The sequence below is a fragment of the Pseudooceanicola atlanticus genome, from assembly GCF_000768315.1.
Classification (GTDB): Bacteria; Pseudomonadota; Alphaproteobacteria; order Rhodobacterales; family Rhodobacteraceae; genus Pseudooceanicola; species Pseudooceanicola atlanticus.
The window spans coordinates 305,486-317,395 of record NZ_AQQX01000001.1 but is presented as its reverse complement, the minus strand read 5'-3'; the positions used below and the strand labels follow the sequence as shown (position 1 = coordinate 317,395).

General features: G+C 65.1%; 14 protein-coding genes. 6 read left to right on the top strand and 8 right to left on the bottom strand.

Annotation, left to right across the window (positions count from 1 at the left end; translation table 11 throughout):
* Both ATO9_RS01560 and ATO9_RS01555 read left to right on the top strand, forming a co-directional pair.
* Positions 1–951 (top strand): AEC family transporter, encoded by a 951-nt coding sequence (locus ATO9_RS01560; RefSeq protein WP_043744127.1) that lies wholly within the window; start codon positions 1–3, stop codon positions 949–951.
* 66 nt (positions 952–1,017) lie between these two features.
* Positions 1,018–1,233, top strand: a complete 216-nt coding sequence (locus ATO9_RS01555; RefSeq protein WP_043744123.1) for a hypothetical protein — start codon at positions 1,018–1,020, stop codon at positions 1,231–1,233.
* Positions 1,234–1,251: 18 nt separating this feature from the next.
* Here ATO9_RS01555 and ATO9_RS01550 read toward each other — a convergent pair whose 3' ends face one another.
* The 7 genes from ATO9_RS01550 to nth all read right to left on the bottom strand — a co-directional run bounded on the left by ATO9_RS01550 (position 1,252) and on the right by nth (position 7,095).
* Positions 1,252–1,662, bottom strand: coding sequence for a thioredoxin family protein (locus ATO9_RS01550; protein ID WP_043744120.1), 411 nt, complete (start codon positions 1,660–1,662; stop codon positions 1,252–1,254).
* A gap of 18 nt (positions 1,663–1,680) precedes the next feature.
* Positions 1,681–2,394: a cytochrome c biogenesis CcdA family protein gene (locus tag ATO9_RS01545; RefSeq protein ID WP_043744118.1), complete on the bottom strand. Its 714-nt coding sequence runs from the start codon at positions 2,392–2,394 to the stop codon at positions 1,681–1,683.
* A gap of 80 nt (positions 2,395–2,474) precedes the next feature.
* On the bottom strand, positions 2,475–3,353 hold the full coding sequence (locus ATO9_RS01540; protein ID WP_043744115.1) for a DMT family transporter: 879 nt from the start codon (positions 3,351–3,353) through the stop codon (positions 2,475–2,477).
* 104 nt (positions 3,354–3,457) lie between these two features.
* The gene (locus tag ATO9_RS01535) at positions 3,458–3,745 is read right to left on the bottom strand and encodes an HU family DNA-binding protein (RefSeq protein WP_043744114.1); all 288 of its coding nucleotides are present in this window, start codon (positions 3,743–3,745) and stop codon (positions 3,458–3,460) included.
* A 129-nt stretch (positions 3,746–3,874) separates the two neighbouring features.
* On the bottom strand, positions 3,875–5,338 hold the full coding sequence (locus ATO9_RS01530; RefSeq protein ID WP_043744111.1) for an AMP nucleosidase: 1,464 nt from the start codon (positions 5,336–5,338) through the stop codon (positions 3,875–3,877).
* Between the two features lie 132 nt (positions 5,339–5,470).
* Positions 5,471–6,418: an adenosine kinase gene (locus tag ATO9_RS01525; RefSeq protein WP_052418095.1), complete on the bottom strand. Its 948-nt coding sequence runs from the start codon at positions 6,416–6,418 to the stop codon at positions 5,471–5,473.
* Positions 6,419–6,450: 32 nt separating this feature from the next.
* The gene (gene nth / locus ATO9_RS01520) at positions 6,451–7,095 is read right to left on the bottom strand and encodes an endonuclease III (RefSeq protein WP_043744106.1); all 645 of its coding nucleotides are present in this window, start codon (positions 7,093–7,095) and stop codon (positions 6,451–6,453) included.
* A gap of 116 nt (positions 7,096–7,211) precedes the next feature.
* Here nth and ATO9_RS01515 point away from each other — a divergent pair, with 116 nt between their 5' ends.
* Positions 7,212–8,057: a methylated-DNA--[protein]-cysteine S-methyltransferase gene (locus ATO9_RS01515; RefSeq protein ID WP_043744103.1), complete on the top strand. Its 846-nt coding sequence runs from the start codon at positions 7,212–7,214 to the stop codon at positions 8,055–8,057.
* 140 nt (positions 8,058–8,197) lie between these two features.
* Complete coding sequence (locus tag ATO9_RS01510) at positions 8,198–8,881, top strand: YiaD family glycine zipper/OmpA-like lipoprotein (RefSeq protein WP_052418026.1); 684 nt, start codon at positions 8,198–8,200, stop codon at positions 8,879–8,881.
* Between the two features lie 126 nt (positions 8,882–9,007).
* Here the strand turns inward: ATO9_RS01510 and uraH are convergent, their stop codons facing one another.
* A complete protein-coding gene (uraH, locus tag ATO9_RS01505) occupies positions 9,008–9,367 on the bottom strand; it encodes a hydroxyisourate hydrolase (RefSeq protein WP_043744097.1) in 360 nt (119 codons plus the stop codon).
* 77 nt (positions 9,368–9,444) lie between these two features.
* Here uraH and puuE point away from each other — a divergent pair, with 77 nt between their 5' ends.
* On the top strand, positions 9,445–10,872 hold the full coding sequence (gene puuE, locus ATO9_RS01500) for an allantoinase PuuE (protein ID WP_043744094.1): 1,428 nt from the start codon (positions 9,445–9,447) through the stop codon (positions 10,870–10,872).
* Positions 10,872–11,897 carry an allantoicase gene (gene alc, locus ATO9_RS01495; RefSeq protein ID WP_043744093.1) on the top strand — a complete coding sequence of 342 codons (1,026 nt, stop codon included), beginning with the start codon at positions 10,872–10,874 and terminating at the stop codon, positions 11,895–11,897. The genes puuE and alc overlap by 1 nt, the downstream gene beginning before the upstream one ends.
* The last annotated feature ends 13 nt before the right edge of the window (positions 11,898–11,910 follow it).

Genomic DNA, 11,910 nt, shown 5'->3' with positions numbered 1-11,910 from the left:
ATGCTCGGCATCCTGTCGATCACCCTGCCCGTTTTCGCTGTCATTGCCGTCGGTTACATCGCCGCACGGTTCGGACCGTTCCCGCCGTCCAAGATGAAGGCGCTCGGCGATTTCACGATGCTGGTCGCCCTGCCCTGCGCGCTGTTCTACGCCGTGGCCAGCCGGGATTTCTCCGAGGTGCTGAACGTCTCGTACCTGGTGGTCCTGGGGCTCGGATCGGCGGCAACGCAGCTGGTCATGTGGCTGATCACGCGGGCGCAGGGGCTGGGGCCACGGCGCCGGGCGATCTCTGTCCTGGGCTGTGCGACGCCGAACTCTGCCTTCCTCGGCTACCCGATCCTGGTGGCGGTGCTGCCTGATCACGCCGGGCCGATCCTCGCCATGAACCTGCTGATCGAGAACGTGCTGCTGACGCCCATCGGCCTGACCCTGCTGGAAAGCGCCAAGGACCGCGACGGCCCCCGCCCCAGCCTGCCCCGGATGGCCCGCGACATCGCCATCTCGGTGCTGCGCCGCCCGCTGATCATCGGGCTGCTTCTGGGCCTCGTCTTCATCCTGATCGGGATCGAGCTGCCGCCGCTGGCCGGGACCTTCCTCGGCCTGATGGGGGATGCCGCCGCGCCGATTGCGCTCTTCGTGATCGGCGGCACGCTCTACGGTCTTGATCTGAAGGGGGAAATGGGGCTCGCCGCACAGATCGCCTCGGTCAAGCTGCTGGTGCATCCGCTGCTGGTGGCCGCCGCGCTGACGGGGCTCGTCCTGCTGGGATTGCCCGCGATGGACCCTGACCTGGCGAAAGGTCTGATCCTGTCGGCCACGATGCCGATGTTCGCGATCTTCATCCTCTTCGGCCAGGAGGCGGGCTATGAGGGCCTGACCTCCCTGTCGGTGATGGTCGCCACCTGCTGCGCCTTCGTGACGATCAATATCGCGCTCTTGCTGCTGATCTGAGGCGGTTTGACCGAATCTTTACCAGCTTCGGCCATCCTCCCGCCGTTACAGCAGCAGGAGGGGCCAATGCCGCGTTACGACACCACCCACCAATCCCTAGGGGCCAGCCTGGCCTCCGTCGCCGTTCTGGCCGGGATATTTGCCTGGATCCTGGGCTGGTTCGTACCCGACCAGCCCGTCTATCGCGTCAACACGGCCCAGGAAACGACCGTGACGCCCGATGTCGTGCGCTTCCGGGCCCCGGCCCGGGTCCAGGTCTCGGCCCTGCCTCCGGCGCCCTGACGGGCCTCCCGGTCTCGATCAGGCGCTGGCTGCGGCCAGGGCGGCATCCAGCAATTCCTTGATCTTCTCTTCGCGGGTATCCGCGACAAGGCGACCGATCTCGGCATCGCCCTTCAGCACGACCAGCGTCGACCGGCGCGGGATGCGCAGACGCTGGGTGAACTGCGCCTTGCGATAGGTGTCCCAGTCCACATTCACGAAGGTGATGACATGCTCGTAGGAGGGGTTCTCGGCCTTCAGCTTGTCTAGCACACGCTCCTGCGCGGCGCAGGTGGTGCACCAGCTGGCCTTGAAGTCCAGGAACACGGTCTCACCGGCGGCAAGATGCTCCTGCACAAGGCCGGGCGTGTAGTCCAGCGGCGCGGCCTGGGCCAGCCCGGGAACGGTTGCCGCGGCGGCGGACAGGATCAGGAAATCACGGCGTTTCATGCAAACTCCTATTTCAGGTCAAAGGGATACGGAAAGGTCTATCAGCCAGGCCGGCAGCACCTGCAAGGCCCAGCCCTCGATCATATGCTGCACGCCCAGCAGGATGGCACAGCCCACCAGCACGAAGACCGCGCCAAGCACCGGGCGCGACACTTCGGCAATACGGCGCATCAGCGCCTGGTTACGTTGCAGCAGCGCCCGCGCGCCATAGCCGACGGCCAGCACGATAGTGGACACGCCCAAAGCGAAAGAGATCATGATCGCGGTGGCCCAGCCCAGGCTTTCGCCTTGTGAGGCCAGCGAAATCGCGCCGCCAAGGGTCGGGCCGACGCAAGGGCTCCAGACCGCGCCCAGCAGTAGGCCACCCAGGAACTGGCCCCGCGCGCCCTCGGCCTCGATCCGGCCGACGCGGGCATCGGCCCCGGTCGCGATCCCGGCGGTGGCCGTGGAAAAGGCCGCGCTGAACCGCGGCACCAGCAGCACGAGGCCGAAGCCGATCATCAGCACCGCCCCCGCCTGCGCGATCACCTGCGCATCCAGGCCAAGCGCATAACCGAACCCGGCCACCACGACCCCCAGAACGACAAAGCTGACGGACAGGCCCGCGGCAATGGCCAGCGGCCCACGCGGACTGGCCTGCAGGGACGACCCCAGCACGATGGGCAGCACCGGCAGGACGCAGGGGTTGATGAGGGTCAGCAGCCCCGCAAGATATCCAAGGATCAGGTCCATGGGCGCAGATTGGCCCGGCCGAATCCCGCTTGTCACCCAAAGAACGCGTGACCCGCGTCACGTTGCAGTCAGGAAATGTTTCAGCGTTCCGCCTGCACGGCCTGTTTCGACAACTGCACGAATAGGATGCCGATGGCGATGATCCCGGCCCCCGCCAGGTCGATCAGGCCGACCGCCTCGCCCAGCACGATGGCCGCGATGACCACGCCGAAGAACGGGTTGAGGAAGTGGAACGTCGCCGCCTTCACCGCCCCGATCCGGTTGACCAGGACGAACCAGGTCAGCGTCGCCGCCAGCCCCGGGATCAGCGTCGTGTAGGCAAAGGCGAGGATCAGCCGCCAGGACCAGGTGACCTCCCATTCCTCCAGCAGCAGGGCCGCGACGGCCAGCGCCGCCGCGCCCACCAGCATCTGAAGCCCCACGATCATCAACAGGTTACCGCCCGAACTGGCCCCGCGCACCGACAGCGTCGCCACGGTCAGGGCCAGCGTGCCGAGGATACAGGCGATGATGCCGCCCACATCCGCACCACCCGACAACCGGCTGCCCATGATGACCACCACGCCGAAGAGGCCCAGGATCAGCCCGGCCACCGCCAGCGGTTTCAGCCGGTCGCCCAGGAAAGCCCAGCCCGCCAGCCCGACGAAAAGCGGCATGGAGGCCGCGATGATCGACGCCAGCGAAGCCTCGATCCACTGCATCGCGACGAAGAACAGGCCCAGGTACAACGCGTTCTGGCAGATGCCGAAGATCGCGGTCGATTTCCACTGCGCCCGGCTGAGCTTCCACGTCTGGCCCATGGCCTTGGCCAGCAGCACCCCGATGACGCCCGAGATCAGGAACCGCCCCGCCAGCGCCGTCAGCGGCGGCGCATCCGCCACGATCATACGGGCCGAGGTGAAGGCCGACGACCACATGAAGGCGAACGCCAATCCCAGAAAAATCGCGCGCAGGTCCATGGCTTGTCTTGTCCTTCTTGGGGGGCAGCAAAAGGAAAGGGCCGCCAGCGCGGCGACCCTTTCGAATTCCGGTGGCGAGGACAACCCCGCCAGACGCATGACGCTTATGCGTTCACGCTGTCCTTCAGCGCCTTCGCGATCGTCACCTTGACGACCTTGTCGGCTTCTTTCTTGATCTGTTCGTTCGTGGCGGGGTTGCGCACCATGCGCTCGGGGCGCTCACGGCAGTAGAATTTTCCCACGCCGGGGATCGCAACGGCGCCGCCGCCAGCCACTTCTTTGGTGATCACGTTTGCAATCGCGTCCAGGGCTGCGGTCGCGGATTTCTTGTCGGACCCGAGTTCGTCGGCCAGAGCGGCCACCAGTTGGGTCTTGGTCAGAGGTTTTGCCATTGCTGGTCTCCTTAGTAATGCCCAATCGTTAGGGCCTCGTCATCGGAATTTAACCGAATGTAGTGGGCCTGCACAAGAAATTGTAAGGCGTTTTCACCCAATATATGCAGGTTTTTCGTGATTTTCGGGTCAGAGGAAGGCGGTTTCGTCGAAAGACCGCAGTTTCCGGCTGTGAATCCGCTCCAGAGGCATCTCGCGCAGCTTTTCCATCGCGCGAATCCCTATCATCAGATGGCGCCCGACCTGGGTCTTGTAGAAGTCGCTGGCCATGCCAGGAAGCTTCAATTCACCATGCAGGGGCTTGTCCGAGACACATAGTAGCGTGCCGTAGGGCACCCGGAACCGGAACCCGTTCGCGGCGATGGTGGCGGATTCCATATCTAGTGCCACCGCCCGCGACTGGCTGAGCCGCTGGACAGGCCCGGACTGGTCCCGCAACTCCCAGTTGCGGTTGTCGAGGCTGGCGACGGTACCGGTCCGCATGATCCGCTTCAGGTCATACCCTTCCAGCTGGGTCTCGGCCTCCACGGCTTCTTCCAGGGCGATCTGGATCTCGGCCAGGGCCGGGATCGGCACCCAGACCGGCAGGTCATCGTCCAGAACCTTGTCCTCGCGCAGGTAGGCATGGGCCAGGACGAAATCGCCCAGCGACTGGGAATTCCGCAGCCCGGCGCAATGGCCGACCATCAGCCAGGCATGCGGGCGCAGCACGGCGATGTGGTCCGTCGCGGTCTTCGCGTTGGACGGGCCGACACCGATATTGACCAGGGTGATGCCCATGCTGCCCGGCCGTTTCAGATGATAGGTCGGCATCTGCGGCATCTTGGGCGAAGGCGGCAATTCCCCCAGCGGGTCGGTGATCTCGGCATTGCCGGTCGACACGAAGGAGGTGTAGCCGCTGTCGGGATCCGCCAGCATGCGCCGGGCATAGGCCTCGAACTCGCTGACGTAGAACTGGTAGTTGGTGAACAGGACGTGGTTCTGGAAATGCTCAGGGTCCGTCGCCGTGTAATGGGCCAGCCGGGCCAGCGAGTAATCGACGCGCTGCGCGGTAAAGGGCGCCAGCGGCTGCGGATCGCCCGCCATGGTCACATGGGTGCCGTTGACGATGTCGTCATTGGTGGTTTCTAGGTCCGGCACGTCGAACACGTCGCGCAGCGGAAAGGACGCGGCGCCCTCCTGTGGGACGGTGATGTCGTCATTGCCGGCCACCGCGAAATGCACCGGGATCGGGGTGGAGGACGGGCCGACCTGCACGGGCTGCCCGTGGTTGTCGATCAGCAGGCCGATCTGCTGTTCCAGGTAATGGCGGAACATGTCGGGCCGGGTAATCGTCGCCGCATAGGTGCCGGGCGCGGGCACATGACCGAAGGACAGGCGGCTGTCGATGGCCGAAAACGTCGTCGTGGTGATCCGGACCTCGGGATAGAAGGCGCGCAGGCGGCCCTTGGGCTGACCTTCCCGCATGGCCTTGTCGAAGGCCTCCTGCAGGAATTCTGTCGCCTGGTTGTACAGCGCGATCAGATGCGCGACGGCGGCCTTGGGATCATCAAAGGCGACGGGTGCGGGGGCATCCGGGGTCTCAATGGTCATTCGGGTCTCCAAATCCTGCCTTCCTCTGTCGCCGCCTTCGCCGCGGGAGGCAAGCGGATTGCTGCGTCACGGGCGGATTTTACCGCCCGCATCGCGCGTTTCCGCTTGTGCGGGATCAACCGCAGGACCGTTTCAGATCAGGCCTTCCTTGCGGAACAGCTCTTTCAGGTCGGCTTCGGGGCGCGCACCGTAATGCGAAATCACCTCTGCCGCCGCGACACAGCCCATCCGGCCCGAGGTCGCAAGGTCCGCGCCCGTCGCGAGGCCATAGAGGAACCCGGCGGCGAACTGGTCGCCCGCGCCGGTGGCGTCGACCGGCGTGATCTCCTTCACCGGGGCGCTGGCCTGTTCCGACCCGCGCACCAGAACCACGTCATGACCCGAACGGGTACAGACGATCAGCCCGCTATCCCCGGCGGCGGTTTCCAGCGCCAGCGACAGATCGTCGGTCTGGTAGAGCGATTTCCACTCGTGCTCGTTGCCGATCACGTAGTCGAGCTCCTTCACCAGCTTGCGGAAGTCGTCGCGATGACGGTCGACGCAGAACGGGTCGGACAAAGCGATCCCCGCCTGCCCACCGGCCGAGCGGGTCAGCTTGGCCGCCGTCTCGAACGCCTGCTTGCCCTTGTCCTTGTCGTAAAGGTAGCCCTCAAGGAACAGGATCCGCGCCTCGCTGCACACGTCTTCCGGCACGTCCTGCGGCCCGACCTCGGAGGAAATGCCGAGATAGGTGTTCATCGACCGCTCCCCGTCCGGGGTGACAAGGATCATCGACCGGGACGAGGGCAGGTCGCCGCCCTTGACCGGGTCATTGGGGCAGACGGTGCCGCCGGCGCGGGTCTGATCCACGTAGGCGCGGCCGATCTCGTCGTCATTGACCTTGCCGATGAAGGCGGTCTTCAGGCCCAGATTGCCGACCCCGGCGACCGAGTTTGCAACCGACCCGCCCGGGATCACCTGGTAATCCGGCAGGGCGCCATGCAGGAAATCGGCGCGCTCGGCCTCGATCAGTTGCATGATGCCCTTCTGGATCGCCATTTCCGACAGGAAGAAGTCATCCACCGGGGCAATCATGTCCATCACGGCGTTGCCGATGCCGATTACGTCATACTTCAAAGGGTCTTCTCCTCGAATTCACATAGGTCGCGGATGATGCAGGCCGCGCATTTCGGTTTCCTTGCCACGCAGGTGTAGCGCCCGTGCAGGATCATCCAGTGATGGGCATGCTGCTGGTATTCCGCCGGCACGTTGTCCTCGATCGCCCGTTCGACGACGTTTACATCCTTGCCCGGCGCGATGCCGCTGCGATTGCCGAGGCGGAAGATATGGGTGTCCACCGCCTGTGCCGGATAATGCCACCACATGTTCAGAACCACGTTCGCCGTCTTGCGTCCGACGCCGGGCAGCGATTGCAGCGCCGCGCGGGAGGACGGGACCTCCCCGCCATACACATCGACGAGGATCTGGCTCATCTTGATGACGTTCTTGGCCTTCTGGCGGAACAGGCCGATGGTCTTGATGTGCTCGGTCAGTCCCTCGATCCCGAGGGCCAGCATCTTTTCCGGCGTATCGGCGATCTTGAACAATTCCCGCGTGGCCTTGTTCACCCCGGCATCGGTCGCCTGCGCCGACAGCGCCACGGCGACGACAAGGGTATAGGCGTTCACATGCTCCAGCTCGCCCTTGGGTTCGGGCTCTGCGGCATGGAAGCGGCTGAAGATTTCCTTCAGCACCATATAAGGCAGTTGCTTGGCCATCCCGGCGGTTATTGCCTGTCAGAACAGGGGCGGCAAGGCGATTTGGCCGATTTCGCAGGTTCCGGGTCGCCTGAGGCACGCGGGCCTCATAGATTGGGCATCGAAAGGATGCCGCCATGCTGCAAACAGATATCGAACAGGGCTACCACTACCAGGTGATCCGCCGCGCGATCGAAGAGATCGACGCCGCCGATACCCCTTTGTCGCTCGACGATCTGGCCGCGCGGATGGGGATGAGCCCGGCGCATTTTCAGCGCACCTTTTCCAACTGGGTCGGTGTCAGCCCCAAGCGGTTCCAGCAATATCTCGCCCTCGGCCATGCCAAGGCGCTGCTGACCGAACGGTTCTCCACGCTCGAGGCCGCCGCCGGTGCGGGCCTGTCGGGCGGCGGTCGCCTGCACGACCTGTTCCTGAGGTGGGAGGCAATGCGCCCCGGCGATTTCGCCCGCGGCGGGGCCGGGCTGACGATCCGCTACGGCTGGCTCGACACCCCCTTCGGCGAGGCACTGGTGATGGGCACGGATCGCGGCCTCTGCGGTATCGGCTTTTCCGAGGAACTGGGCCATGACCAGACCTGGACCGATCTGACCTCGCGCTGGCCCGCAGCGGAGTTCGTCGAAGACCCGCAGGCCCTCACCCCCTGGGCCGAGGCCGCTTTCGGCCGGACAGGCGAGGCGCGGCTGCACATGATCGGCGCACCTTTCCAGATCAAGGTGTGGGAGGCGCTGCTGCGCATCCCCTCGGGCCACGTCACCACCTACGGAGAGATCGCCCGCGCCATCGGATCGCCCCGCGCGGTGCGCGCCGTCGGCACCGCCGTGGGCCGCAACCCGGTCAGCTGGCTGATCCCCTGCCACCGCGCCATCCGCGCCACCGGCGGGCTGGGCGGCTACCATTGGGGCATGCCGATCAAGCGCGCCATGCTGGCCTTCGAAGCCGCCCGCGCCGACAGCGCGCCCTGACCCTGCGGCATGCGCGCCAAGGCGCCGAGTTAAAATAAGCGAATTGCCGCCGGAACTTTTTCGTGACCTGAATGGTTTTGACTACACCGCGGGGATCATCGTTCCTGCGATCCTGATTGTACGAAAGTTAGAGGCCATTCATGACCCGTACCGCGACCCAGGCAGTGCCCGCTCGCTCTTTCCTTTCCCGTCCGATGCTGGCCATGGCCGCGTCGGCCCTGGTTCTGACCAGCGCCTGCGCAGACATGGACCCCGCCCGCCAGAACACCCGCACCGGGGCCGCCGCCGGCGCCGCCTTCGGCGGTATCCTGGGCGCGGCCGTTTCGGGTGGCAACACGGCCCGTGGCGCGGCCATCGGTGCCGCGGCCGGTGCCATTGCCGGGGCCGCCTACGGTGATTACCTCGACCGCCAGGAAGCGGCCCTGCGCCAGGACCTCGGCAGCAATGTCCAGATCGTCAACACCGGCGACCGCCTGATCGTCACGCTGCCGCAGGACATCCTGTTCGCCACCGACAGCGCCACCCTGCGCCCCGATCTGCAATCCGATCTGGTCGCCGTTGCGCGCAGCCTGAACGAATACCCTCAGACCACCGTGCAGGTGATTGGCCATACCGACAACACCGGGGCCGCCGCCTACAACCAGCAGCTCTCGGCGCGTCGTGCACAAACCGTGTCCGGTGTCCTGGTCAGCAATGGCGTCTCCTCCGGCCGGATCCAGTCCTTCGGCCGTGGCGAGGACCAGCCCAAGGCGACCAACCTGACCCCCGAAGGCCGTCAGCAGAACCGCCGCGTGGAAATCGTGATCCTGCCGACCCAGGCGTAACGCCCGGCATCGGACGCCCGACACGGGCGATCACCGAGAAACAGAAAACACCCCGCGCCCGGCGCGGGGTGTTTTTCGTTCCAGAGCTTTCCGTTTCAGACCTGCGGCCCCGAGGGCGCGATCCAGTCAGCTGCCCCGGTAGGTCGAATAGCCGTAGGGCGACAGCAGCAGCGGCACATGGTAATGCGCGGCCTCGTCCGCCATGCCGAACCGGATCGGGATCTGGTCCAGGAACAGCGGGTCCTCTGTCGCCTGTCCCGTCTCCCGCAGGTAATCGCCGGTGAAAAAGATCAATTCGTATGTGCCTGTTTTGAAGGCATCCTGACCAAGGATCGGGCTGTCCGTGCGGCCATCCGAATTGGTCACCGTCTCGGTGATCTTCTTGTGGGAATTGCCCGAAACCCTGTACAGCGCGATCTTCACGCCCTCTGCCGGGCAGCCACGGGCCGTGTCCAGGATGTGTGTGGTCAGGTATCCTTCGGGCATGGGCAACTCCGTTTAGGGCTTGAAACATCGCGATGCGCGTCGTGAGATTGCCCCGCCCCGCCACAGGAGACAAGACAATGAACCGCTATCCCCGTGACATGATCGGATATGGCCCCAATCCGCCCGACGCCAAATGGCCCGGCGGCGCGAAAATCGCCATCTCCTTCGTGCTGAACTACGAGGAAGGCGGAGAGAACAACATCCTGCACGGCGATGCGGCATCAGAGGCGTTCCTGTCCGAAATCATCGGCGCCGCCCCGTGGCCCGGCCAGCGGCACTGGAACATGGAATCCGTCTATGAATACGGCGCCCGCGCCGGGTTCTGGCGCCTGCATCGGCTGTTCACCGGCGCGGGCATCCCGCTGACCGTCTACGGCGTGACAACGGCGTTGGCGCGCGGACCCGAACAGCTCTGGGCGATGCAGGAGGCCGGGTGGGAGGTCGCCTCCCACGGGCTGAAATGGATCGAACACAAGGACATGGACGAGGCCGAGGAACGCGCCCAGATGGAGGAAGCCGTCCGCCTGCATGTGGAATTGACCGGCGAACGCCCCACCGGCTGGTATACCGGGCGCTGCTCCATGAACACGGTGCGGATCGCCTCCGAGATGGGTTTCGACTGGGTGTCCGACACGATCGACGACGACCTGCCCTACTGGCGCGCGGTCGAGGGTACGGACCGGCATCAGCTGGTCATCCCCTACACGATGGACGCGAACGACATGCGCTTTGCCGTACCCGCAGGGTTCAGCGAGGGCGACCAGTTCTTCACCTATCTCAAGGACAGTTTCGACGCGCTCTACCGTGAAGGCCAGGCCGGCGCAGCCAAGATGATGTCGATCGGCATGCATTGCCGCCTGCTGGGCCGTCCGGGCCGGATCGAGGGGCTGCGTCGCTTCATCGACTATGCCCAAAGCCACGAGGACGTCTGGTTCGCTCGCCGCATCGACATCGCCCAGCACTGGGAATTCGCGCATCCCCCCAGCACGCCCGACCTGGTGCCGTCGCAGATGGATCGCGCGGCCTTTACCCAGGCCTTCGGCGGCATCTACGAACATTCCCCCTGGATCGCCGACCGCGCCTTCGAACTTGAGCTCGGACCGGTCCATGACCGCGCCAAGGGGCTGGCCCATGCGCTGGCGCGGGTCTTCCGCACCGCGACCGAAGGCGAACGGATGGGCGTGCTGACTGCACACCCCGACCTCGCCGGAAAACTGGCCGCGGCCAAAAGGTTGACGGCGGAAAGCACGGCGGAACAGGCCTCTGCCGGGCTGGACGCGCTGACCGATGAAGAGCGGGAAACGTTTCAGAAACTCAACACCGCTTATACCGACAAACACGGTTTCCCCTTTATCATCGCGGTAAAAGAGAATACCAAAGCAACGATCCTCGCGGCTTTCGAGAAAAGGCTCGCCCAGGATACACCCTCAGAATTCAACGAGGCCTGCCGACAGGTCGAACGCATCGCGTATCACCGTCTGGCGGCCCTGCTACCGGATAATTGATGACGACTATCGACAAACTCGACCCTGATGTTCCGCTCTTCGTTCGCAGCGGGATCAACCTTGCCTCCGCCGGTCTCGGCGCCAAGGCGATCTCGGCAACGGACGAATTCTTCGCGCCGCTCGAACGGATGCTGGATGACGATCCCGCGATCTTCTACCCCGACCGTTTCGACGATAACGGCAAATGGATGGACGGCTGGGAAACCCGCCGCCGCCGGGGCAGCGGCCATGACCACGCGGTCATCAAGCTGGCCACTGCCGGGCGTCTTCTGGGCTTCGACGTCGATACCTCGCATTTCACCGGCAACTACGCCCCCGCCGTCAAGATCGAGGCCTGCCATAGCTCAAGCGAGGTCCCCGCGCCCGACAAACGCTGGGTGGAAATCCTGCCCAACCGTCCGCTCGGTCCCTCTGCGCATCACTATTTCCGCTGCGAAAGCTACGAAAGCTGGACGCATCTGCGCATCCACATCTACCCCGATGGCGGGGTCGCCCGCCTGCGCGCCTATGGCGTGCCGGAGCTTGACCCGTCGGACGAAGGCACCAGCGAAATCGACCTCGCCGCGGCGCTGAACGGCGGTCGCGTGCTGGCATTTTCCGATGCCCATTACGGGGATTTCCGCCGCCTGCTGGCACCGGGCCGCGGTATCAACATGGCCGATGGCTGGGAAACCCGCCGCCGCCGCGAACCGGGCTATGACTGGCTGATCGTGGCGCTTGGCGCACGCGGCACCATCGACCGCGCCGTGGTGGACACCCATCTGTTCAAGGGCAACTACCCCGACAGCTGCACGATCCAGGCGGCCGACCTGTCGTCCTTCGGCGACGGGCTGACCGACGCGCTGGTGACGTCCTCGATGTTCTGGGACGAATTGCTGCCCCGGAAGTACCTGAAGGGCCACGAGGTGCACGAGTTCGACGACCTCGCCGATCTGGGGCCGGTCACCCATGTGCGGTTCAACATCCATCCCGATGGCGGGGTGTCGCGACTGCGGCTCTTCGGCAAGCCGGAATGGCGCGGCTGACCCGGACCGGCTG

Excerpts from the sequence above, each read along its gene's own strand:
- ATO9_RS01560 (WP_043744127.1), top strand. The coding sequence starts at position 1 with ATGCTCGGCATCCTGTCGATCACCCTGCCCGTTTTCGCTGTCATTGCC.
- ATO9_RS01555 (WP_043744123.1), top strand. The coding sequence starts at position 1,018 with ATGCCGCGTTACGACACCACCCACCAATCCCTAGGGGCCAGCCTGGCC.
- ATO9_RS01550 (WP_043744120.1), bottom strand. The coding sequence starts at position 1,662 with ATGAAACGCCGTGATTTCCTGATCCTGTCCGCCGCCGCGGCAACCGTT.
- ATO9_RS01545 (WP_043744118.1), bottom strand. The coding sequence starts at position 2,394 with ATGGACCTGATCCTTGGATATCTTGCGGGGCTGCTGACCCTCATCAAC.
- ATO9_RS01540 (WP_043744115.1), bottom strand. The coding sequence starts at position 3,353 with ATGGACCTGCGCGCGATTTTTCTGGGATTGGCGTTCGCCTTCATGTGG.
- ATO9_RS01535 (WP_043744114.1), bottom strand. The coding sequence starts at position 3,745 with ATGGCAAAACCTCTGACCAAGACCCAACTGGTGGCCGCTCTGGCCGAC.
- ATO9_RS01530 (WP_043744111.1), bottom strand. The coding sequence starts at position 5,338 with ATGACCATTGAGACCCCGGATGCCCCCGCACCCGTCGCCTTTGATGAT.
- ATO9_RS01525 (WP_052418095.1), bottom strand. The coding sequence starts at position 6,418 with ATGGACATGATTGCCCCGGTGGATGACTTCTTCCTGTCGGAAATGGCG.
- nth (WP_043744106.1), bottom strand. The coding sequence starts at position 7,095 with ATGGCCAAGCAACTGCCTTATATGGTGCTGAAGGAAATCTTCAGCCGC.
- ATO9_RS01515 (WP_043744103.1), top strand. The coding sequence starts at position 7,212 with ATGCTGCAAACAGATATCGAACAGGGCTACCACTACCAGGTGATCCGC.
- ATO9_RS01510 (WP_052418026.1), top strand. The coding sequence starts at position 8,198 with ATGACCCGTACCGCGACCCAGGCAGTGCCCGCTCGCTCTTTCCTTTCC.
- uraH (WP_043744097.1), bottom strand. The coding sequence starts at position 9,367 with ATGCCCGAAGGATACCTGACCACACACATCCTGGACACGGCCCGTGGC.
- puuE (WP_043744094.1), top strand. The coding sequence starts at position 9,445 with ATGAACCGCTATCCCCGTGACATGATCGGATATGGCCCCAATCCGCCC.
- alc (WP_043744093.1), top strand. The coding sequence starts at position 10,872 with ATGACGACTATCGACAAACTCGACCCTGATGTTCCGCTCTTCGTTCGC.